This is a genomic window from Pseudomonas mandelii (genome assembly GCF_006438925.1).
Taxonomy (GTDB): Bacteria; Pseudomonadota; Gammaproteobacteria; order Pseudomonadales; family Pseudomonadaceae; genus Aquipseudomonas; species Aquipseudomonas mandelii_C.
Window position 1 is genome coordinate 289012 of record NZ_RCZA01000001.1, and the last position, 22906, is coordinate 311917.

Annotated in this window: 20 protein-coding genes; 6 read left to right on the top strand and 14 right to left on the bottom strand. The window is 60.6% G+C overall.

Going from position 1 to position 22906, the window contains the following annotated elements:
• Positions 1 to 123: 123 nt before the first annotated feature.
• Complete coding sequence (gene ilvD / locus EAH74_RS01355; protein ID WP_123368522.1) at positions 124 to 1965, top strand: dihydroxy-acid dehydratase; 1842 nt, start codon at positions 124 to 126, stop codon at positions 1963 to 1965.
• Positions 1966 to 2138: 173 nt separating this feature from the next.
• Here the strand turns inward: ilvD and EAH74_RS01360 are convergent, their stop codons facing one another.
• On the bottom strand, positions 2139 to 3194 hold the full coding sequence (locus EAH74_RS01360; protein ID WP_140675125.1) for a haloacid dehalogenase-like hydrolase: 1056 nt from the start codon (positions 3192 to 3194) through the stop codon (positions 2139 to 2141).
• 255 nt (positions 3195 to 3449) lie between these two features.
• On the opposite strand from EAH74_RS01360, the gene EAH74_RS01365 reads away from it, so the two are divergent.
• Complete coding sequence (locus EAH74_RS01365; protein ID WP_140675128.1) at positions 3450 to 4841, top strand: L-cystine transporter; 1392 nt, start codon at positions 3450 to 3452, stop codon at positions 4839 to 4841.
• Positions 4842 to 4941: 100 nt separating this feature from the next.
• On the opposite strand, the gene EAH74_RS01370 is transcribed toward EAH74_RS01365, so the two are convergent.
• Positions 4942 to 5454, bottom strand: coding sequence for a dihydrofolate reductase (locus tag EAH74_RS01370; protein ID WP_140675130.1), 513 nt, complete (start codon positions 5452 to 5454; stop codon positions 4942 to 4944).
• 85 nt (positions 5455 to 5539) lie between these two features.
• On the opposite strand from EAH74_RS01370, the gene EAH74_RS01375 reads away from it, so the two are divergent.
• Positions 5540 to 6919, top strand: a complete 1380-nt coding sequence (locus EAH74_RS01375; protein ID WP_140675134.1) for a DUF2868 domain-containing protein — start codon at positions 5540 to 5542, stop codon at positions 6917 to 6919.
• Positions 6912 to 8288, top strand: a complete 1377-nt coding sequence (locus EAH74_RS01380) for a GTPase/DUF3482 domain-containing protein (protein ID WP_140675137.1) — start codon at positions 6912 to 6914, stop codon at positions 8286 to 8288. Before EAH74_RS01375 ends, EAH74_RS01380 begins: the two co-directional genes overlap by 8 nt.
• 144 nt (positions 8289 to 8432) lie before the next feature.
• Here the strand turns inward: EAH74_RS01380 and EAH74_RS01385 are convergent, their stop codons facing one another.
• The 9 genes from EAH74_RS01385 to EAH74_RS01425 all read right to left on the bottom strand — a co-directional run bounded on the left by EAH74_RS01385 (position 8433) and on the right by EAH74_RS01425 (position 18679).
• On the bottom strand, positions 8433 to 8876 hold the full coding sequence (locus tag EAH74_RS01385) for a hypothetical protein (RefSeq protein ID WP_140675140.1): 444 nt from the start codon (positions 8874 to 8876) through the stop codon (positions 8433 to 8435).
• Positions 8870 to 9394, bottom strand: coding sequence for a hypothetical protein (locus EAH74_RS01390; protein WP_140675143.1), 525 nt, complete (start codon positions 9392 to 9394; stop codon positions 8870 to 8872). Before EAH74_RS01390 ends, EAH74_RS01385 begins: the two co-directional genes overlap by 7 nt.
• Before the next feature lie 214 nt (positions 9395 to 9608).
• The gene (locus EAH74_RS01395) at positions 9609 to 10166 is read right to left on the bottom strand and encodes a phosphonate degradation HD-domain oxygenase (RefSeq protein ID WP_140675146.1); all 558 of its coding nucleotides are present in this window, start codon (positions 10164 to 10166) and stop codon (positions 9609 to 9611) included.
• Positions 10166 to 11299: a TIGR03364 family FAD-dependent oxidoreductase gene (locus EAH74_RS01400; RefSeq protein ID WP_140675149.1), complete on the bottom strand. Its 1134-nt coding sequence runs from the start codon at positions 11297 to 11299 to the stop codon at positions 10166 to 10168. Before EAH74_RS01400 ends, EAH74_RS01395 begins: the two co-directional genes overlap by 1 nt.
• Positions 11300 to 11445: 146 nt before the next feature.
• Positions 11446 to 12471, bottom strand: a complete 1026-nt coding sequence (locus EAH74_RS01405) for a putative 2-aminoethylphosphonate ABC transporter substrate-binding protein (RefSeq protein WP_140675153.1) — start codon at positions 12469 to 12471, stop codon at positions 11446 to 11448.
• Between the two features lie 38 nt (positions 12472 to 12509).
• A complete protein-coding gene (locus EAH74_RS01410) occupies positions 12510 to 14234 on the bottom strand; it encodes a putative 2-aminoethylphosphonate ABC transporter permease subunit (protein WP_140675156.1) in 1725 nt (574 codons plus the stop codon).
• Positions 14234 to 15310 (bottom strand): putative 2-aminoethylphosphonate ABC transporter ATP-binding protein, encoded by a 1077-nt coding sequence (locus tag EAH74_RS01415; protein ID WP_140675159.1) that lies wholly within the window; start codon positions 15308 to 15310, stop codon positions 14234 to 14236. Before EAH74_RS01415 ends, EAH74_RS01410 begins: the two co-directional genes overlap by 1 nt.
• 190 nt (positions 15311 to 15500) lie before the next feature.
• A complete protein-coding gene (locus EAH74_RS01420; RefSeq protein ID WP_140675162.1) occupies positions 15501 to 16364 on the bottom strand; it encodes a LysR family transcriptional regulator in 864 nt (287 codons plus the stop codon).
• A gap of 17 nt (positions 16365 to 16381) precedes the next feature.
• Positions 16382 to 18679, bottom strand: a complete 2298-nt coding sequence (locus tag EAH74_RS01425) for a heavy metal translocating P-type ATPase (RefSeq protein ID WP_140675165.1) — start codon at positions 18677 to 18679, stop codon at positions 16382 to 16384.
• Positions 18680 to 18764: 85 nt separating this feature from the next.
• On the opposite strand from EAH74_RS01425, the gene cadR reads away from it, so the two are divergent.
• Positions 18765 to 19214, top strand: coding sequence for a Cd(II)/Pb(II)-responsive transcriptional regulator (cadR, locus tag EAH74_RS01430; RefSeq protein ID WP_140675167.1), 450 nt, complete (start codon positions 18765 to 18767; stop codon positions 19212 to 19214).
• 78 nt (positions 19215 to 19292) lie between these two features.
• On the opposite strand, the gene EAH74_RS01435 is transcribed toward cadR, so the two are convergent.
• The 3 genes from EAH74_RS01435 to EAH74_RS01445 all read right to left on the bottom strand — a co-directional run bounded on the left by EAH74_RS01435 (position 19293) and on the right by EAH74_RS01445 (position 21983).
• A complete protein-coding gene (locus tag EAH74_RS01435; protein WP_140675170.1) occupies positions 19293 to 20264 on the bottom strand; it encodes a thymidylate synthase in 972 nt (323 codons plus the stop codon).
• Positions 20265 to 20312: 48 nt separating this feature from the next.
• Positions 20313 to 21119 (bottom strand): prolipoprotein diacylglyceryl transferase, encoded by an 807-nt coding sequence (gene lgt / locus EAH74_RS01440; RefSeq protein WP_123368536.1) that lies wholly within the window; start codon positions 21117 to 21119, stop codon positions 20313 to 20315.
• An 81-nt stretch (positions 21120 to 21200) separates the two neighbouring features.
• Entirely contained in the window at positions 21201 to 21983 is a 783-nt protein-coding gene (locus tag EAH74_RS01445; protein WP_140676133.1) for a sulfite exporter TauE/SafE family protein, read from the bottom strand.
• Between the two features lie 120 nt (positions 21984 to 22103).
• On the opposite strand from EAH74_RS01445, the gene EAH74_RS01450 reads away from it, so the two are divergent.
• A complete protein-coding gene (locus EAH74_RS01450) occupies positions 22104 to 22850 on the top strand; it encodes an NRDE family protein (protein WP_140675173.1) in 747 nt (248 codons plus the stop codon).
• Positions 22851 to 22906 lie beyond the last annotated feature (56 nt).

Consider the following 22906-nt stretch of genomic DNA (forward strand, 5'->3'; position numbering starts at 1 on the left):
AAGCGCGCGGCGATCCCGCAAAGTTATCGGCAACTTCCGGACACACGGCCATTTCTGAGTGTTCCAGACGTCAATAGAAGCTCACTTCCCTTTTGATACCTGATTAGCCGCCCGGAGTGCTTCATGCCTGATTACCGCTCGAAAACATCCACCCATGGCCGCAACATGGCCGGCGCCCGCGCACTGTGGCGCGCCACGGGGATGAAAGATGACGACTTCAAAAAGCCGATCATCGCCATTGCCAACTCCTTCACCCAGTTCGTACCGGGCCACGTCCACCTCAAGGACCTGGGCCAACTGGTCGCCCGCGAAATCGAACGCGCCGGCGGTGTAGCCAAAGAATTCAACACCATTGCCGTGGATGACGGCATCGCCATGGGCCACGACGGCATGCTGTATTCGCTGCCGAGCCGCGAGATCATCGCCGACTCCGTCGAGTACATGGTCAACGCCCACTGTGCCGACGCCATCGTCTGCATCTCCAACTGCGACAAGATCACCCCAGGCATGCTGATGGCTGCCCTGCGCCTGAACATACCGGTGATCTTCGTTTCCGGCGGCCCGATGGAAGCCGGCAAGACCAAACTGGCCAGCCATGGCCTCGACCTCGTCGACGCCATGGTGATCGCCGCCGACTCCAGCGCTTCTGACGAGAAAGTCGCTGAGTACGAGCGCAGCGCCTGCCCGACCTGCGGTTCGTGCTCCGGCATGTTCACCGCCAACTCGATGAACTGTCTGGTCGAAGCCCTGGGCCTGGCATTGCCGGGCAACGGTTCGACCCTCGCCACCCACAGTGACCGCGAACAGCTGTTCCTGCAGGCCGGCCGCACCATCGTCGAGCTGTGCAAGCGTTACTACGGCGACAACGATGAGTCGGTATTGCCGCGCAACATTGCCAACTTCAAGGCGTTCGAAAACGCCATGACGCTGGACATCGCCATGGGCGGCTCCACCAACACCATCCTGCACTTGCTGGCCGCGGCCCAGGAAGCCGAGATCGATTTCGACCTGCGCGACATCGACCGTCTCTCCCGTCACGTGCCGCAACTGTGCAAAGTTGCGCCGAACATCCAGAAGTACCACATGGAAGACGTGCACCGTGCCGGCGGGATCTTCAGCATCCTCGGTTCGCTGGCCCGTGGCGGTCTGCTGCACACCGACCTGCCAACCGTGCACAGCAAAACCCTGGCTGAAGGCATCGCCAAGTGGGACATCACCCAGACCACCGACGAAGCGGTGCATCACTTCTTCAAGGCCGGTCCTGCGGGCATCCCGACGCAAACCGCGTTCAGCCAGTCGACCCGTTGGGAAACCCTGGACGACGACCGTGAAAACGGCTGCATCCGCAGTGTTGAACACGCTTACTCGAAAGAAGGCGGCCTGGCCGTTCTGTACGGCAACATCGCGCTGGACGGCTGCGTGGTGAAAACCGCCGGCGTCGACGAGTCGATTCATGTCTTCGAAGGCAACGCGAAGATCTTCGAAAGCCAGGACAGCGCCGTACGCGGCATCCTCGCTGACGAAGTGAAAGCCGGCGACATCGTGATCATTCGTTACGAAGGCCCGAAAGGTGGCCCGGGCATGCAGGAAATGCTGTACCCGACGTCTTACCTGAAATCCAAAGGCCTGGGCAAAGCCTGTGCCCTGCTCACCGATGGTCGCTTCTCCGGCGGCACCTCGGGCTTGTCCATCGGCCACGCTTCGCCAGAAGCGGCGGCGGGTGGTGCGATTGGTCTGGTGCAGGATGGCGACAAAGTGCTGATCGACATTCCGAACCGCTCGATCAACTTGTTGATCAGCGACGAAGAAATGGCCGGCCGTCGTGCAGAGCAGGATCAGAAAGGCTGGAAGCCTGTGGAAAAACGTCCACGCAAGGTGACCACCGCACTGAAGGCCTATGCCCTGTTGGCAACCAGCGCCGATAAGGGTGCCGTGCGTAACAAAGCGATGCTTGACGGGCTGTAAACGTCGATCACCGCTATAAGAATGCCCCGCCAAGTGCGGGGCATTTTTTTGCGACCAACTCGGTCACTTGTGGGAGTGAGCCTGCTCGCGAAAGCGGTGTGTCATGCAGAATTGATGTTGAATGGCACGACGCTTTCGCGAGCAGGCTCGCTCCCACATTGGATCTTCGGTGCTTACTGAATCTCTTCAGGCTTGACGATCACCCAGTTCTTGTCCGCCGTGACCTGCAACCCTTCCTTGGCCTGAGCCGCGGCGTGCTTGGCCATCATGCCGTTAAGCTGGGTCATGTATTTGTCTTTGCGGTTGACCCACAAGTGGATGCCACCCTTGGCCACGTCGACATCGTGGAACAGCATGTAACCGTCGCTGGTCGGAGTATCGCCGCCCACCAGTACCGGTTTTTTCCACTCATCGATGTAGGTCAGGATCGCTGCGTGCTTACCGGCCATCCAGGTCGCCGGGGTCCACAGGTACGGGGTCAGTTCGAGGCCAAGGTTAGCCTTCTCGTCGTACTTGCCCGCGGTGATCTGCTTGCGCGCCGTGGTCAGCTCGCCGGTCTTGCGGTCCTTGAGCAGCGTGGTCACGCCGATTACGTTCTGCGGTTTGACGTTGTAGCCGTACTTCGGATCGGCAGCGACCATGCGCACCAGTTCTTCGGAGGCGGCGGTCATCACGTAGACCTCGATGCCGTTCTCCATCAGCTTGTTGTAGAGCTCTTTTTGGCCGGTGAAGATTTTCGGCGGATTGACGTCGAGGTTCTTGACCACGTCGCCTTCGTAATACGTCGCCGGCACCGGTTTACCGGACGCCATCAACTCGTCGACATAGCCTTTGAGTTCCTGGAGGGTGAAGCCGGAGAACACTTGGGCGACCCATGGGTAGCAAACCATGTCGTCGACTTCGCAGAGTCGATAGTAGTAGCTGAACAGGCTTTCCTTGTGGTCGGCAGTGTCCTTGAACGGCATCAGCTTCAGGGAGGGGTCAAGCTTCTCGCGGGTGATCAGGCCCTTGTTCTCCATGAACGGCAGCAACGACTCTTCGAGGTCGTAGCGGTAACTGGTGTTGTCCATGTCGAACACCGCGTAGTTACCATTGTTGGCGTTGGCGGCAATCATTGCGTCCAGCGCCTTGGCCTGATCGGCTGGCCAATGCTTCAAATCCGTAGCGAATACCTGGCCGGCGAGGCCCAGGCAGAGTGCAGCGACCAGAAATTTCGGTGCGAGCTTCATCGGCATGCTTCCCTTATTAAAAGACCCTGATTCAAAGAGATCGACGCTATCAAATTAATATGACAGCCCTCGTCTGCCCGCGACCGCTTACGTCCCTATTGCGCCAGTTGCATCTCTGGCAACGACACGCGCTTATTCCAAAAACGACAGTTTCAAGATGTTTTTGATATTAATTCATTAGATATCAAGCTGTTAGGCTTGCCGGTTCGCGGCTGCCCCGGAAGGTAGCCGGCACAAGTCTTTATCGGAGTTCCAATGAATCTGCCGCTGATCCTCAATCTGCTGGTGTTCCTCGCCCTGCTCTTTGGCCTGGCGAAAACCCGTCACACCACGTGGAGCCTGGCAAAAAAAGTCCTGCTCGCGTTGGTGCTGGGCGTGGTGTTCGGTGTGGCTCTGCACACCGTTTACGGTGCCGGCAACCCGGTACTGAAAGCCTCGATCGGCTGGTTCGATCTGGTGGGCAACGGTTACGTGCAGTTGCTGCAAATGATCGTGATCCCGCTGGTGTTCGCCTCGATCCTCAGCGCCGTAGCCCGTCTGCACAACGCCTCGTCGCTGGGCAAGATCAGCTTCCTGACCATCGGCACGCTGCTGTTCACCACGGCCATTGCGGCGCTGATCGGTATCGGCTTGACCAACCTCTTCGGCCTGACCGCCGAAGGCCTGGTGGCCGGTACTCAGGAAATGGCCCGCCTGCAAACCATCCAGACCGACTACGCGGGCAAGGTTGCCGACCTGAATGTGCCGCAGCTGTTGCTGTCGTTCATTCCGCAAAATCCGTTCGCCGACCTCGCTCGCGCCAAGCCGACCTCGATCATCAGCGTGGTGATTTTTGCTGCGTTCCTTGGGGTCGCGGCGCTGCAACTGTTGAAAGATGACGTCGAGAAAGGTCAGAAAGTGATCAACGCCATCGACACCCTGCAAGCCTGGGTGATGCGTCTGGTGCGTCTGGTGATGAAGCTGACCCCGTACGGCGTATTGGCGCTGATGACCAAAGTGGTCGCCGGCTCCAACCTGCAGGACATCATCAAACTCGGCAGTTTCGTGGTGGTTTCCTACATCGGGCTGGGCCTGATGTTTGTGATCCATGGCCTGCTGGTGTCGGCCGCCGGGATCAATCCGCTGCGTTTTTTCCGCAAGATCTGGCCGGTGCTGACATTTGCTTTCACCAGCCGCTCCAGTGCCGCGACCATTCCGCTGAGCATCGAAGCCCAGACCAGCCGTTTGGGTATTCCACAATCCATCGCCAGTTTCGCCGCGTCGTTCGGCGCGACCATCGGCCAGAACGGTTGTGCCGGCCTGTATCCGGCGATGTTGGCGGTGATGGTTGCACCGACTGTGGGCATCAACCCGCTGGACCCGCTGTGGATCGCAACGTTGGTGGCGATTGTGACGCTGAGTTCGGCCGGGGTGGCCGGCGTCGGCGGTGGCGCGACGTTTGCCGCGTTGATCGTGTTGCCGGCGATGGGCTTGCCGGTGTCACTGGTGGCGTTGCTGATTTCGGTTGAGCCGCTGATTGACATGGGCCGTACCGCGTTGAACGTGAGTGGCTCGATAACAGCCGGTGCGATCACCAGCCAGATCATGCAGCAGACTGATAAAAAGCTGCTGGATGCGGATGAGCATTCGGAGTTGGCTCACGCTTGATCGGCGCCTGACAGACCGCTTTCGCGAGCAGGCTCGCTCCCACACTGGATGGTGTGAACACCAAAAGTCCACTGTGGGAGCGAGCCTGCTCGCGAAGCTTTTAGGCTTTTTCCCACACCTCAAAGTTGTACGCCGGCTTGTCGCCTTCCGCTGGATTCGGAACATTCGACACCAGCTTCCACTCTTTCAAATCAAACTCCGGAAACCACGCATCCCCTTCCGGGCTCAGCGCCACGCGCGTCAGGTAGAGCCGATCGGCCTGTGCCATTCCCTGCGCATACAACTGCGCCCCACCAATCAGCATCAGCTCATCGACGCCCTGCTCCCGAGCCCACTCTTCAGCGCGAACCACTGCAGCCGCAAGCGACGGATAAACCTCCGCGCCTTCCAGCAGCAGATCCGCCTGACGGCTGACCACGATGTTCAACCGGCCCGGCAACGGACGACCGAGGGAATCCCAGGTCTTGCGACCCATGATGATCGGCTTGCCGAGGGTCGTGGCCTTGAAGTATTTGAAGTCCCCCGGCAAGTGCCAGGGCATGCTGTTGTCGACGCCGATCACACGGTTTTCACCGAGGGCTGCAATCAGGCTGAGGGGGAGTGATTTAGTCATGCCGGCGAGGATACCAGAGCCTCCCGTACCCCGATAAGCGTCACAGCGGTTATGCTCACAGCTCGATTGAGCGACGGGATGCCGCGTGACTGAACTGACTCCACTGCAAAACCTCTGGCTGACCGAGACGGTGCGCCTGCGTGAAGAACACGCCGGCCCCCTGGATGATCTGGAAGCCAACCGACTGGCCCGCAGCGCGGGCGGCGATCTGCCGACACGCATTCAACGCCGCGCCCTGTGGCTGGCCGAGCGCGATGGACTGACCAGAGCCCTCAAACATTGGCTGCAAGGTGCGCGGCTGGCACTGTTGGTGCTGGCTGTTCTCGCCGTTGCCAGCGGCGCCGGCCTGGCGTTTGCCGCGTTGGGCGACGGACAAACTCCGGTGAATGTGTTCTGGGCTTTAGGCAGTTTGCTCGGACTGAACCTGATTCTGTTGCTGAGCTGGACGTTGGGCCTGGTCTTCGCTGGCGAACACGGCGCCACCCTCGGCCGCTTGTGGTTATGGCTCAGCGAAAAACTCGCTCGCGATGCCAAAGCGGCGCAAATGGCGCCAGCCCTGCTGTTATTGCTGCAACGACAGAAACTCAATCGCTGGGCGGTCGGCGTACTCGTCAACGGTTTGTGGTTGCTCGCAATGCTCAGCGCGCTGGTGATGCTATTAATGCTGATGGCGACCCGGCGTTATGGCTTCGTCTGGGAAACCACACTCCTCGGCGGCGACACCTTCGTCGCCATGACCCAGGCCCTCGGCGCCCTGCCAGCCATGCTGGGTTTCAACGTTCCTACCGTGGAAATGATCCGCGCCAGCGGCGATGCCGCGCTCAACATCGAAAGCGCCCGTCAGGCCTGGGCAACATGGCTGGTCGGCGTGCTGGTGGTCTACGGTGTTTTGCCGCGACTGTTGCTGGCGCTGTTTTGCCTGTGGCGCTGGAAAACCGGGCAAGCGGCATTGCGTCTGGATTTGAATCTGCCCGGTTACGCCCAACTGCGCGAACGACTGATGCCCACCAGTGAACGCCTGGGCATCAGCGACGCTGCGCCAGAGCAATTGCATCGTATTGAAAGCGGTGTCAGCGACCTGCCAAGCGATGGCGCGCTATTGGTGGCCATCGAGCTGGACGATCAACGCCCCTGGCCGCCGCCACTGCCGAAAACCGTGAACAACGCCGGCATCCTCGACAGTCGCGAATCGCGGCACAAACTCCTCGAACAGCTGAATCGCTTCCCCCCGGCACGCCTGGCCATCGCTTGCGATCCGCGACGTTCGCCCGACCGCGGCAGTCTGGCACTGATCGCCGAACTGGCTCGCAGCGCCAGCGCCACCCGCGTCTGGCTGCTGCAAGCTCCGCCGGGCGAAGCGCTGGACGCCGAAAGGCTGGGTGACTGGCACGTGGCGCTGCAACAGCTGGACTTGCCGTTCGCCGATTGCGCGCCGTTGAACTGGCTGGAGAGCGGCCATGACTAACCCCTGGAAACCGCCCTTGAAGCTCGCCGTGGTCGGCCACACCAACGTCGGCAAAACCTCGTTGCTGCGCACCCTGACCCGCGATGTCGGTTTCGGTGAGGTGTCCCATCGCCCCAGCACCACACGACACGTCGAAGGCGCGCGGTTGTCGGTGGACGGCGAGCCGTTGCTCGATCTCTACGACACCCCTGGCCTGGAAGACGCCATCGCCCTGCTCGACTACCTCGAACGTCTGGAACGCCCCGGCGAACGCCTCGACGGCCCGGCACGTCTTGCGCGCTTTCTTGAGGGCAGCGAAGCGCGGCAGCGTTTCGAACAAGAAGCCAAGGTGCTGCGGCAACTGCTGACCTGCGACGCCGGTCTCTACGTGATCGACGCCCGGGAACCGGTCCTGGCCAAGTACCGCGACGAACTGGAAGTGCTGGCCAGTTGCGGTAAACCGCTGTTGCCGGTGCTGAATTTTGTCAGCAGCGCCAACCACCGCGAACCGGATTGGCGCGAAGCGTTGGCACGCCTCGGCTTGCATGCGCTGGTGCGCTTTGACAGCGTCGCACCGCCGGAGGATGGCGAACGTCGACTGTATGAAAGCCTCGCGCTGCTGCTGGAAAACGCCCGCCCGCAACTGGAACGTTTGATCGCCGATCAGCAAGCCCAACGCCAGGCCCGGCAACAAAGTGCGGCGCGGCTGATTGCCGAATTATTGATCGACTGTGCCGCGTGCCGGCGCAGCGTGGTCAGCGAAGCCGAGCAAGAACAGCAGGCAATCAATGAACTGCGCAAAGCGGTTCGACAACGGGAACAACGCTGCGTCGAAGCGCTGCTCAAGCTCTACGCCTTCCGTCCACAGGACGCGGCGGCCAGTGATTTGCCGCTGCTCGATGGCCGCTGGGGTGACGACCTGTTCAACCCGGAAACCCTGAAGCAACTCGGCGTGCGAGTCGGTGGCGGTATCGCGGCCGGCGCGGCAGCCGGGGCCGGGGTCGACTTGTTGGTGGGCGGCCTGACCCTTGGCGCAGCGGCACTCGCCGGCGCAATTGCCGGCGGCGCACTGCAAACCGCGCGCAGTTATGGCAGCCGCTTGCTGGGCAAGATCAAAGGCCAGCGAGAGCTGACCGTCGATGACAGCGTGCTACGGCTATTGGCATTGCGTCAGCGGCAACTGCTGCACGCGCTCAATGCGCGTGGGCATGCGGCGATGGACAGCATTCAGGTCGCCACGCCACAGGACAAAACCTGGCGCGAAGGCAAACTGCCCGAACCGCTGAACAAGGCCCGGGCGCATCCGCAGTGGTCATCGCTCAATCCCCATCCGAAGTTGAGCCAGGCGGAACGGCAGGAGCAGGTTGAGGTGTTGGCGCAGCAGCTTTAGTTCTGTGGCGTCGGGACCGGCCCTTTCGCGAGCAGGTCGAATCGTCGCACCGTCGCTCCCACATTGGAATGCGTTCCCCCTGTGGGAGCGACGGTGCGACGATTCGACCTGCTCGCGAAGGCCGTTACTCGGTTTCGGTATCGATCACCGCCAACCCAGCTTCAAAAATTGCTTTACCAATGCTGTAACACGACTTCGATCCGTGCCATTCGAGTGCCCGTCATTGTCCACATCCGAAGCCAATATCAGCTCGAACTCCCCATCGTTATCCAGATCACGAGCCGCAGCCTTGTAGGCAATCACCGGCCCGTCATGAAAGTGCAGTCGTACCGTTTCCGGCGTGCCTTCACCGCTGAGGTTTTCCGAGAAGATTCGCAGGTGTCGTGCCTCGCCCTCTCCAGCGTTGAGCCAGGCACATTTCAGATAGGTTTTGCCAAAGACCTTGAGTCGCCGAAGCTCAGCAGCCGTTGCCTCACGCGGTAAATCCTCATCCTCGATAAACCGGTAAAGCACGGTATCGGCTTGCCCCTGGCCGGTGGAGTCCTGAGCGATTACTTTCAAGTAACGCGCGAACGGGCTCACTACCATTTGAATTCCAGGTAAGTACGACTCAATAACGACACCAGTTCCTGATCCGTGGCATCGATATCTCCATCGTTATCCGCATCGAAGTGAATCACCCAGTCCAGCGTGCCGTTGTTATCCGTGTCGTAGCTCGCTGCGGTGGAAGTCAGGGTTTTGTCAGTCGGTTTGCCGATGCCTTCGTGAAAGTGCAGGCGCACAGTATCTGGTGAACAATCGCGGCCAATGTTTTCGGTGAATATCTTCAGATAGCGCTTGGACAAGTTTCGACGATTGAACCACCCTAACTTCAAAAAAGTCGTGGCAAAAACCCTGAGTAAAAGTTCGTCCTGAAAACTTCTCTTACCATCGTTGTTCACGTCACCGACCTGCCAGTCAACAATCCCATCGGCGGTGTTATCCACGGCGTAGGCCTCGCGGACAAGCACGTCTTTACCTTTGCATTGTTCAAAAAAATAAAGGCGTACGGTATCGGCTTTGCAATCTTTACTTCTGTCTTCGGCAATTACTTTCAAATAACGCATACAGGTTTGGCTCATTGAAAAAAGGTCCACTCACGGTAGCTCGCTCACGGCGGCCTTTATGTGAGAGCGATCCCTTTTTTCCGTAGGCCAGTTCATCATGAGGGGAAAGCTACACACCTCTTCGCGAGCAGGCTCGCTCCCACAGTAGTTTCGCAGTGGACACAGAATCTTTGGTCGACACGCTCACCTTGTGGAAGCGAGCCTGTCAGTGACTTTAGGCCGCCAACAGCCGCACCGCTTTGTTCTTCAACACCGCCAGATCAATCACCGGCACATGCATCTCTTTCGCCATTTCATCCCACTGGCGCATGCGCAAACTCACGGTACACAGCGGGTCCTGCTCGAACGCCTCAGCCTCTTCAGCCGTCATCATTCCGCCCTGATATTCCAGCGTCCGGCGGCTGGCTTCGCTCAAGCGCTCGTAGTATCCCGGTTCTTTAAGTGTCAGATACCGCTTGGCTTGAACGTGGTACTCCACCAGCCGCGCCATGCGATCGCTGAAGCCGGCGCGGCGCAGGTAATCGGCGCCCAGGCGCTCATGACTGATCACGCCGAAGCCGCCCATGTTCTCGGCACTCTCGGTGCAGATATGCCCGATGTCGTGGAAGAACGCGGCCAGCACCACTTCGTCATCGAAGCCCTCGGCCATGGCCAGTTCGGCGGCCTGGGACATGTGCTCGATCTGCGACACCGGCTCGCCGATGTAGTCGCTGTCGCCAAAGCGTTCGTACAACCCAAACACCTCGGCGATCACTTGCTCATTGCGGTCCATCAATGCTCTCCCAATAAGGTGGCGACGTTACGTTCGGCCATCGCCGGGCCGACGCTCATGCCGACACCGGTGTGCATCAGCGCCACGCTCACACCCGGCATCGGGCGCAGGAACGAGAACGGCCCCGGCCCCCGTGAACCATAGACACCCTGCCAGCGTTCGACCACTTGCACCTTGCAACCCAGGGTGTGTTCCGCGAGCTCAATCATCCAGTTGTCCACCTGCTCGGCGTTGAACGGCGACGGGTCGCTGCCGTAATGGTGGGAGTCGCCGATGATCAATTCACCATGCGGCGTCGGACTGATCAGCAGGTGAATACCGTTTTTATGCAGGTGCGGTTCGTCTCGCAGAATCTGCGCCTGCACCGCCGCCGCTTCCGGCAGATCGGCGAAGGCGCCGTAGTGCACGCAGCTCAAACCGGTGAGCAGCGCGTGTTGCAGGTTGAGGTTGATTTGCGGTCGAGCGCGAAGCATTTGCAGGCGGCAGATTTGCGGGTTGAGCTCGGCGATTGGCTCAGCCAGCAGCGTCTGATAATCGTGGCCGGAACAGACGATGATCTGCTCGGCACTGAAGGTTCCGGCGGTGCTGTGCAAGCGGCCGGGCTCGATGTCGCGCACCAGTGTGGAGAAGTGAAACGTGACGCCGAGTTCGCGGCGCAGGTAGTCGATCAGCGCTGGAATCGCTTCACGGGAATACAGTTGCTGATCGTCCATCCCGTGCAACGCGGCGCGGTGATGGCGGAACTGTCCGCCGTATAGATCGCGCAATGCTGCGCCGCGCAGCAGATCGACACGGTAACCGTGTTCCACGGCGCGGCCGGCGCAGAAGGCTTCCAGCAGGTGTTCTTCAGCGTCGGTGCGAGCGAACAGGTACGAGCCATTGCGCTTGAGTTGCAGGCCGGCGAGTTGTGCCCATTGGCCCCAGATCTCGCGGCTGGCCTTGGCCAGCTCGAGCATCGGGCCCGGTGGCTGGCCGGTGACCAGTGCCTGACCGAAGTTGCGCACCGAGGCGCCGAGCGGCGTTTCGCTGCGTTCGAAAACGCTGACCTTGAGACCGCGCTTGGCGGCGGCGTAGGCGTGGGACAGGCCGAGGATGCCGGCGCCTACAATCAGCATGTCGTTGTGTTGTGTCATGGGGGTTTTGTCCTGAATTCACGACCGCTATCGCGAGCAGGCTCGCTCCCACAGTTGATTGGGGACAACCCCAAATCTCCATCCACTGGAGATCCAATGTGGGAGCGAGCCTGCTCGCGAAGGGGCCCTGTCAGCCGATGAAGATCTTACTTGGCGACCACTTTCTCGGACTTGCCGTCATAGCGCTTGCGCCACTCGGTCAGGATTTCGTCGCGATTCTTCGACGCCCAGGCAAAGTCGTTCTTGATCAAACGCTGCTCATAATCCGCCGGCAATTCGGTCTGCGGCTTGGCAATACCTGGCTGCGCGAGCACCGCGAAGTTCTCTTTATAAAGCTCCATCGCCGCCGGGCTGGCGGAGAAGTCAGCCAGCTTCTTCGCCGCCTCTTCATGCGGTGTGCCCTTGATCACGGCGGTGGCTTCGATCTCCCAGCCCAGGCCTTCTTTCGGCAGGATGATGTCCAGCGGCGCGCCCTGGCGCTTCAGCTGAACAGCCGGGTATTCAAAGGAAATGCCGATCGGGAATTCACCCGAAGCCGCCAGCTTGCACGGCTTGGAGCCGGAGTGAACGTACTGGCCGATGTTCTGGTGCAGGTCGTCCATGTACTGCCAGCCTTGTTTCTCGCCGAAGGTTTGCAGCCAGGCGCTGACGTCGAGGAAACCGGTGCCGGACGAGGCCGGGTTGGGCATCACGATCTTGCCTTTGTACTCAGGCTTGGTCAGGTCCTGCCAGCTCACGGGTTTGCTCAAACCCTGTTTCTCGGCTTCGACGGTGTTGAAGCAAATGGTCGCGGCCCAGACGTCCATGCCGACCCAGGCTGGCGGGTTGGCGGCGTCGCGGTAGTTGCCGCCGATCTTGCCCAGGTCCTTCGGTGCGTAGCTTTGCAGCATGCCTTGCTGATCGAAAATCGCCAGGCTTGAAGCTGCCAGGCCCCAGACGGCGTCAGCCTGTGGGCGGGCTTTTTCGGCCAGCAGTTTCGCAGTGATGATCCCGGTGGAGTCACGCACCCACTTGATCTCGACGTCCGGGTTGGCCTTTTCGAAGGCCTCTTTATAGGTCTTCAGTTGTTCGGCTTCGAGGGCGGTGTACACCGTCAACTCGGTTTTCGCCGCGAAGGCGTTCAGGCTGAAAGCGGTGAGGACAGCAGCGGCCAGGGCCAGGGGCTTGAACATGATCTTTTCCTGTTTTTGAGTTGAGGGATTGAAGCGAATCAATGACCAGGCGCGGTCTGCCGCCAGGCCTGGGAGCGACGCAGAAAACCGCGCGAAGCCCAGGCCAGCAGCAGGGATACGCCCGCCGAGGTGAACAGAATCAGGGTCGACATCGCCGCAGCGCCGCCGACGTTGCCGGCGTCGTCCATGTTCAGCACCGCCACCGCCGCGAGGATGGTGTCGGGGCTGTAGAGGAAGATCGCCGCCGAAACGGTAGTCATGGCCGATACGAACAGGTAGCGCACGATGTCCAGCAGCGCCGGCAGGCAGATCGGCACGGTGACGCGCAGGTAGTGCCGATACAGCGGCGCCTTGAGCGACAGCGCGGCGGCTTCGAACTCGGCATCGAGTTGGCGCAGTGCCGTGGTGGCGGTCATTTGCGCGGTGGTCAAATAGTGAGCAATGGTGCAGACCACCAGCAGGGTCATGGTCCCGTAGAGCACGTGCAGCGGGTTGCCGCTGAGGTTGAAGAAAAAGACGTAACCCAAACCCAGCACCAGACCCGGCACCGCCATCGGTACGAAACTGAGCATGCGCAGTGTCAGATTCAGCCCGCGCTGGCCCTTGGTTTTTTCCATCAGGTAGGCGCTGGTGAAGATCAGCACGCTGCCGATCAATGCCGTACACAGCGCCATCTTCACGCTGTTGCCATAGGCCAGCCAGCCACCGCCCGCGGTGTCATTGAACTGGTAATGGTTGAGCGACAGCGACAGGTTGTACGGCCAGAATTTCACCAGTGACGAATACACCGCCATGCCGAACACCAGCAGCAACACCGCGCAGATCAGCAGCACGATGGTCAGGTAGCAGCCGTCCCGCAGTTTCGACGGCGCCGGTTGAAAGACTTGCGCCCGACCGCTCATGGAGTCGCCATGACGCCGACGCAGCCAGGCATCGACACCAAAACTGAACAGCGCCGGCAGCAGCAGGACCATGCCGATCAACGCGCCGCGACCGAATTGTTGTTGGCCGACCACGGCTTTGTAGGCTTCCAGCGCCAGCACCTGATAATCGCCACCGACCACCACGGGCACGCCGAAGTCGGTGATGGTCAGGGTGAACACCAGACAGAACGCCGCGAACACAGCCTGACGCGTTGCCGGCCAAGTGATGCTGCGAAAAGCCTTCGCCGAACTGGCGCCCATGCTGGAGGCAGCATCGAACAGTCGCGCATCCGCCAGCGACAGGGCCGACAGCAGAATCATCAGCGCGTGTGGGAAGGTGTAGATGACCTCGCCCAGAACAATGCCCCAGAAGCCGTAGATATTGTCCGAGAGCAAACCGCGCAACATGCCCTGGTTGCCGAACAGATAAACCAGCGCAATGCCCGGCAACATCGACGGCGCCATCAGCGGCAACAGTGACATGCCACGCCAAATGCCTTTGCCCGGTATCAACGTGCGTTGCAGGGCGTAGGCAAACAGGTAGGCCAGCGGTACGACAATCGCCGCAACGCTGAGGGAAACTTTCAGGCTATTGCCGAGCAACCAGTGGAAATTGGCACTGGTCACCAATTCACGGGCGGCCACCAGACCGCCGCCCTGCCCGGCTTCCGAGCTGAAGCCGCGCCAGAAGATCGCCAGCAACGGCATCAGCACCGCGACGCCGAGCAACACCAGTAACAGGACCTTGCCGCCGACCACGAACACCCGGTCGCCGATCTCGGCACGGGAGGTCTGCCGAACCTGTTTGTGCGGTATCGGCAGCGCGAGGTTCGCGCTCATCAGGCAAACACCTGCAGGCTGCGCGGCGGCAAGGCGACCATGATCTGCTGCGCGCCGAGGCGCGGCATGGCTTCTGGTGCCAGTTCCGCCAGCAGCGCATGACCCGGCAGTTGATCGAGTTCGAAACTCATGCGGCAGCGGTTGCCGAGGAAGGTGATTTCGCGAACCTTGGCCGGGAACAGGTTTTCTTCATGCACGGGCGGGTTGACGTTGATCGCTTCCGGGCGGCAAAACAGACGACCCGATGCAGCGTTGCCCGAATCGGCGGCCAGGCGCATGTTCATTCCGCCGACCTGGGCGTGGCTGTCGCTGCTGCGCTGGAATGGCAGCCAGTTACCCTGGCCGACGAACTCCGCCACAAAGGGTGTGGCCGGGCGGTCGTAAATTTCCTGCGGCGTGGCGTATTGCTCGACCTTGCCGTTGTTCATCACGGCGATGCGGTCGGCCATCAGCATGGCTTCGTCCTGATTGTGGGTGACCATCAGCGTGGTGACGCCGAGGTTGCGCTGTAGCTGGCGCAGCTCGGTGCACAGATGCTCGCGTACCCGGGCGTCGAGGGCCGACATCGGTTCGTCCAGCAACAACAAGGACGGCGCTGGCGCCAGGGCCCGAGCCAGTGCGACACGCTGCTGTTGGCCGCCGGACAACTGGCCAGGATACTTTTTCTCACTGCCGATCAGGCCGACCAGCTCCAGCATCTGACCGACGCGCTGGCGCACTTCATCACGACCACTGCCGGCGAGGCCGTAGGCAATGTTCGCTTCGACGGTGAGATTGGGAAACAGCGCGTAGGACTGAAACAGAATGCCGTAGTCCCGCGCCTGGGGCGCCAGGTGGGAAACGTCGCGATCGCCGAGGTACAACTCGCCGCTGTCCTGCTTCTCAAGACCGGCGATGCAGCGCAGCAAGGTGGTTTTTCCACAGCCCGACGGACCGAGCAGGCACACCAGCTCACCGGCCGCCACGTCGAGGGAAACGTTATCCAGCGCGGTGAAGGCGCCGAAGCGTTTCTGCACGCCGCGCACTTTCATCGGGGCGCCGGGGTTGGTCAGGGCAGTTGCGATCGAGTGGTTCATGGACAGGCCTCATCAAGCAGATGAAGGCCATCCTAGATTTGTAATGCGTCCGTCATGTGGCAGTGAGGCAAAAACGGCTGATAGTGGTATTCGAGGATTTGGGTTGGAGTCAAAAGATCGCAGCCTTCGGCAGCTCCTACGCCGAACGCATTCCCCTGTAGGAGCTGCCGAAGGCTGCGATCTTTTGATCTCAAGCCGGCGCCATTTCCTGCGCCAACCCCAGAAACGCCGCCGGCAGTCGCGCGCCTTTGCGGTCCTTGAGGCAGTACAAATACTCGGGAATCTGCGGCGCATTCTCGATGGTCAGCACGCGCAGCTGCGGATCATGCGGCACTTCCTGCCGCGCAATGATGCTGATGCCGATATTGCGCAACACCGCCTCACGGATCGACTCACGGCTGCCAATCTCCAGCAGCGGCCCGAAACTCACCCCGGCGCTGGCCAGCAATTCCTCGGTCAGGCGTCGAGTGGTCGAGCCCGATTCGCGCATCAATAACGTATGCCCGGCCAACGCACTGAGCGGCACATGGTCGTGGACCGCCAGCGGATGATTGCGATGCACCGCCAGCACCAGCGGATCGCTGCCGAGCACCCGGCGAATCAGCCGCGCATCCTCCAGTAACTGCGAAGAGGCAGCGACATCGACCCGGTAATCCTCCAAGGCTTCAAGCACCTGCTGGGAGTTACCGATTTCCACTGACACTTCCACCTGCGGCAAGCGCTCGCGAAAGGTCTTCACCAGATCAAGAATGTAATACGGTGCCGTGGCGGCAATGCGCAACGTGCCCTGGACCTGACCGCTGTTGCGCAGGAAAAACTCGATGTCGGCTTCCTGCTGCAACAGCGCCTTGACCATCGGCAGCAGCCGCGCGCCTTCGTCGCTGACACTGAGGCGGCGGCCACCACGGTAGAACAACTCAACCGAGTACTGACTTTCCAGATTGCGAATCTGCGTGGTCACCGTGGGTTGGCTAAGGCCGAGCTTTTTCGCCGCCAGGGTAATGCTGCCCAGGCGGGCAACCATGTAAAACGCCTTCAGCTCGGCACTCAGCACACCCTTCCCTCATCGTCTTATTTACGCAGCAGGCGCAAACCGTTAAACACCACCAACAGGCTCACGCCCATGTCGGCGAACACCGCCATCCACATGGTGGCGATCCCGGCGAAGGTTACCCCAAGAAAGATCGCTTTGATGACCAATGCCAGGGCGATGTTCTGTTTGAGGATGCTTGAGGTTTGCCGTGACAGTCGGATGAAGGTTGGAATCTTGCGCAGATCATCGTCCATCAGGGCGACATCGGCGGTCTCGATGGCGGTATCGGTGCCCGCCGCCGCCATGGCAAAACCGATCTCGGCTCGCGCCAGCGCCGGAGCGTCGTTGATGCCGTCGCCGACCATGCCGACGATATGGCCCTGTGCATAAAGGGCTTCGATGGCTTGCAGCTTGTCGGTCGGCAACAGATCGCCCTTGGCCTCGTCGATGCCGACTTGCGCGGCAATCGCCTGAGCGGTGTGGACGTTGTCGCCGGTCAGCATCAGGGTTTTGATGCCCAGCTCGTGCAGTTGCTGGATTGCTTCGCGGCTGGACTCTTTCACGGTGTCGGCCACGGCGAACAGCGCCAACGGGCCGGACTTGTCGAGCAGCAGCACCACGGACTTGCCCTGTTTCTCCAGCGAGAACAGCTTTTCTTCCAGTTCGGGCGAGCACAGGTTTAGTTCTTCCACTAAACGGTGATTACCCAGGTGGTAAACCTGACCGTTAATTTCGCCGCGCACACCGCGACCGGCCAGCGCCTCAAAGTTATCCACAGTCAGCGCTGCGAGTTGTTTATCCACAGCCGCTTTGGCAATGGCCAAGGACACCGGGTGATCGGAGCGACCGGCCAGCGCCGCCGCAATCGCCGGGGCCAATTCATCGGCAGTTGGATCAAGGGACAAATAATCAGTCTGCACCGGTTTGCCGTGCGTGATCGTGCCGGTCTTGTCCAACGCCAGGTAATCGAGCTTGTAACCGCCCTCCAGATAGACGCCGCCCTTCACCAGAATGCCTTTGCGCGCCGCTGCCGCGAGGCCGCTGACGATGGTCACCGGGGTGGAAATCACCAACGCGCATGGGCAGGCGACCACCAGCAACACCAACGCCCGGTAGATCCAGTCAAACCACAGCGCGCCCATAAACAGTGGCGGAATCACCGCCACCGCGAGCGCCAGGATAAACACTGCTGGCGTATAGATTTTCGAGAAGCTGTCGACGAAGCGCTGGGTCGGTGCTCGCGCGCCCTGGGCCTGTTCTACGGCGTGGATGATTCGCGCCAGGGTCGAGTTGTTGGCCGCCGCGGTCACGGCGTATTCCAGAGACCCAGCCTGGTTGATGGTGCCGGCAAAGACTTTGTCACCGACAGTCTTCTCAACCGGCAGGCTTTCACCGGTGATCGGCGCCTGATCGATGGTTGAACTGCCCGACACCACTTCACCGTCCAGACCAATCCGCTCACCGGGACGCACCCGCACTCGCGCCCCCAACTCGATCGCTTTGACGTCCCGCTCAATCCAACTGCCGTCGGCCTGCTGCACCGTGGCCTGTTCCGGGGTCATCTGCATCAGGCCGCCGATGGCGTTGCGTGCCCGGTCCAGCGACTTGGCTTCGATCAACTCGGCCACGGTGAACAGGAACATCACCATCGCCGCTTCCGGCCATTGACCGATCAGGATCGCACCAGTCACCGCGATGCTCATCAGCGCGTTGATGTTCAGGTTGAGGTTTTTAAGTGCGATCCAGCCCTTTTTATAGGTGCCGAGGCCGCCGCTGAGGATCGAGATCAGCGCGATGACCGCCACAACCCAGTTCGGCGCAGCGTTGGTGAAGTGGATAACTTCGGCGACCAGTGCGCCAACACCCGACAGCGCCAAAGGCCACCAGGGCTTTCTTTCGGGAGCCGGTGCTGGCAGTTCAGCGCCCTGCTCTATCGGCTCGGCCTGCATGCCGAGGGACTTGATGGCGTCGATGATCGGCGCAGTGCTCGGCAGGTCATGGGTGACGCCCAACACGCGGTTGATCAGGTTGAATTCCAGTTGCTGCACGCCCACGAGTTTGCCGAGTTTGTTCTCGATCAGCGTCTGCTCGGTTGGGCAATCCATGGCGTCGATGCGGAAATTGCTCAGTCGCGCGCCGGCCGTTGGGGTTTCGCTCAACTTGATCAGCGACGGCGCCGCCACTTTGGCGGAACAGCAGGAATCCCCGTGCCCGCCATGGTCATGCTTCTGTACAGGCTGCAGCTTGTGGCTGTGATCGTGATCGTGATCGTGATCGTGATCGTGATCGTGATCGTGATCAGCCTCGGGTTTGTTGGTGTGAAGGGAATCGCTCATTGGGTCGCGTCCGGAAAGGTGCCTGTTGCCAAGTAAAGACCCTGTAGCCACTATAGGGTCAAGCACCCTTTTGGAGATTATCGTCATGAAGATCGGAGAACTGGCCAAACTCACCGACTGCGCCGTGGAAACCATTCGCTACTACGAGCGCGAAAACCTGCTGCCGGAGCCGGCCCGCAGCGACGGCAACTACCGCGTCTACACCCAGGCCCACGCCGAGCGCCTGACGTTCATCCGCAACTGCCGCACCCTCGACATGACGCTGGAAGAAATCCGCAGCCTGCTGGCCCTGCGCGACAGTCCGCAGGATCAGTGCGAAAGCGTGAATGCGTTGATCGACGAACACATTCATCACGTGAAGGCGCGGATCGATGGGTTGATGGCGTTGCAGGCACAACTGCTCGACCTGCGCCAACGTTGCAGCGAAGGGCCGGATATCGATCAGTGCGGGATTTTGCAGCGGCTGGAGGTCAGTGGCGGCGTTGTGGCAACGGAGGTTGAGCATTCGCATGTGGGCCGCAGTCACGGTCACTAAAAACACCACAAAACCCTGTAGGAGCTGCCGAACGCGGCCCGAACCTTCGGCAGCTCCTACAGGGGATCGCCGTAAGGCTTAAACCGCCATTGGCGCCGTCATTGGGGCGTGGTGTTCGTAACCTTCCAGCGAAAAATCGCTCGGATCGATCAACTCCAGCCACTCCGGCTGATAAACACCGGTCTTGGCAAACTCCGGCACACGGTCGCTGATCACCAGTTTCGGCATCGGGAACGGCTCGCGCTTGAGCTGTTCATTGAGCATGTCCAAGTGGTTTTCGTAGACGTGGGCATCACCGATGAAATAAGTGAACCAGCGCGGCGTGTAGCCGGTCAGGCGACCGATCAGGCTCAGCAGCGCAGCGCCTTCGGTGAGGTTGAACGGCGTGCCCAGGCCCAGGTCGTTCGAGCGGATGTAGAGGGTCAAAGAAATCTCTTTGGTCTCCACATTCGGGTGGAACTGGTACAGCAAGTGGCACGGCGGCAGGGCCATTTCGTCGAGCTGCGCCACGTTCCAGCCGTGGAACAGAATGCGGCGGCTGCCCGGATCCTTGATGATGGTGTCGACGCACTGGCGGATCTGGTCGATCGCCTTGTACAGCACCACATAGGCCTGACCGTCTTCTTCGCCTTCAGCGATTTGGCGATAACCTTGGCTCAGGGTCTGCTCGATGGCGGCCTGGTTGCTGACCGGAATCTGCTTGTACGCCGGCCATTTGCGCCATTGCACGCCGTAGATCTCGCCAAGGTCGTCCTCACCCTGACGGAACGGGTTGGCCAGCCACTGCGCGTTTTCGTTGGCGTTCTGATCCCAGACCTTGCAGCCCAGCGCACGGAACTCGGCGGCGTTGTTCACCCCGCGCAGAAAACCACACATCTCGCCGATGGCCGATTTGAAGGCCATTTTGCGGGTGGTGATCGCCGGAAAACCTTCCTTCAGGTCATAACGCAGCATCGCGCCAGGGAAGCTGATGGTGTTCACGCCGGTGCGGTTGGCCTGTTTGGTGCCGTTCTTGATGACGTGGGCGACCAGTTCGAGATATTGCTTCATGAGTTACCTGTGTCCTTGAACCCGGGACTGTCGCCCCGGGGTTCGAATTTATACGGCCGCCGCTGGAGCCGCCGGTGCACGGTGATACGCCAGCCAGATCAGGTACAGACCGCCGACGATCATCGGTACGCACAGTACCTGACCCATGGTCAGCCAGTTCCAGGCCAGATAGCCCAGTTGCGCGTCCGGTACGCGGACGAATTCGACGATGAAACGGAAAATGCCATAGAACAGCGCGAACATCCCGGACACCGCCATGGTCGGCCGCGGCTTGCGCGAGAACAACCAGAGAATGGCGAACAGCGCTACGCCTTCGAGCGCGAACTGATACAGCTGCGACGGGTGACGCGCCAGTTGCGCCGGATCGGTCGGGAAGACCATCGCCCACGGCACATCGGTGGCCTTGCCCCACAACTCGGCGTTGATGAAGTTGCCGATACGTCCGGCGCCCAGACCGATCGGCACCATCGGTGCAACGAAGTCCATCAGCTGGAAGAACGACTTGCCGTTCTTTTTACCGAACCACAACGCGGCCAACATCACGCCGATGAACCCGCCGTGGAACGACATACCGCCCTTCCACACTTCAAAGATCAACAGCGGGTTGGCGATGTAAGCACTCAGATCGTAGAACAGCACATAGCCCAAGCGGCCGCCGACAATGACCCCCATCGACATCCAGAACACCATGTCGGAGAGCTTCTCTTTACTCCAGGTCGGGTCGAAGCGGTTCAACCGGCTCGACGCCAGCAGCCAGGCGCCGCCGATGCCGATCAGGTACATCAAGCCGTACCAGTGGATTTTCAGCGGACCGATGGCCAATGCCACCGGGTCGATCTGCGGGTAAGGCAGCATTGCGACTCCTCGTTAGAGTTGAAACCTTTAAAATTCCCGGGCGACGCTGTCACGCCAGGATTAAGCCAGGATTGCGGTGTGTCAGAGCAAAAAGTTCAGACCAACGCAGAACAGCAAAGCGGCGAACAGTCTTTTCAGCAACTTCGGCGACAGGCTGTGGGCCAGTCGTGCGCCGAGGCGGGCGAAGAACATGCTGGTCAGGGCGATCCCCAGCAACGCCGGCAAATAAACAAAACCGAGACTATGGGCCGGCAGCAACGGATCGTGCCAGCCCAGAATCATGAAAAATAATGCACTGGACAAGGCAATCGGCAAGCCACAGGCGGATGAAGTCGCCACCGCTTGCTGCATCGGTACGCTGCGCCAGGTCAGAAACGGCACCGTCAGCGAGCCGCCGCCAATCCCGAAAATCGCCGAGGCCCAGCCAATCACACTGCCGGCCACGGTCAGACCGACTTTACCCGGCACCGTTCGACTGGCCTTGGGTTTGAAATCCAGTGCCAGTTGCGCAGCGATGACCAGGGCGAAGACGCCAATGATTTTCTGCAGATTGGGCCCGGAGATCGCCTCGGCCGTCAGCGCGCCGAAACCGGCACCCATGAGAATACCGAGGGTCATCCAGGCAAAAATCGGCCAACGTACGGCACCACGACGGTGATGTTCGCGGATCGCATTGACCGAGGTGAAGATGATCGTCGCCAGGGACGTGCCGACCGCCAGGTGCGTGAGGATCGACGGATCGAACCCTTGCAGCTTAAAACTGTAAACCAGCACCGGAACGATAATGATCCCGCCGCCGACCCCGAACAGCCCGGCCAGCACACCTGCACAGGCGCCGAGCGCCAGGTAGAGCAGAAATTCCATGCGCATCCCCAAATGAGAGCGGCATGGTAACGGATGCATGGCCTCAAGCTCCACTGGATGGCGATGGATACCCACACGATGACTGAGTAGAGTGGGCAGAAAACACACAAGGACTGCCTTATGTGCCTGATTGTTTTCGCTTGGCGACCGGGTCACGCCCAGCCGCTGATCGTGGCGGCCAACCGCGACGAATTCTATGCCCGGCCCAGCCTGCCTCTGGCGCAATGGCCCGAAGCACCGCACGTGCATGCCGGTCGCGATCTGGAGGCGGGGGGCACCTGGCTTGGTGTTGGCGCCCATGGACGCTTCGCCGCGCTGACCAATATCCGCGATCCGCACCAGCCGCCCGCACGCACCTCGCGAGGGGAGCTGGTGGCGCGATTTCTCAGCGGGGATATGCCGATAGATGACTATTTGAGCGACGTTGTTGCACGTTCGCTGGAATATTCCGGATTTAATCTGCTGATCGGCAACGCCAACGAGCTATGGCACTTCAATGCCCGGGAGACTGAGGCGGTGATGCTGCCACCGGGGGTTTATGGGTTGTCGAACGCCGGGCTGGATACGCCATGGCCGAAGCTGCTCAGGGCGCGGGCAGCGCTGGAGGAAGTGCTGGACGATCCGCAACCCCAGGCTTTATTGGCGTTGCTGAATGATCCGCAGACGGCGCCATTTGCCGAACTGCCGGATACCGGGGTCGGGTTGGCCACCGAGACATTGCTGTCGAGTGTATTTATTGCCAGTCCGACTTATGGGACGCGAGCGAGTACGGCGTTGATTGTTCAGGCGGATGGGACGCGGTGGATGGTGGAGCGGAGTTTTGGGCCGTATGGCGGGCATTTGGGGGAAGTGGAGATCAGGGTTTAGATTGGTGCTGTCAGGGCTGGCCTCATCGCGAGCAGGCTCGCTCCCACAGGGGACTT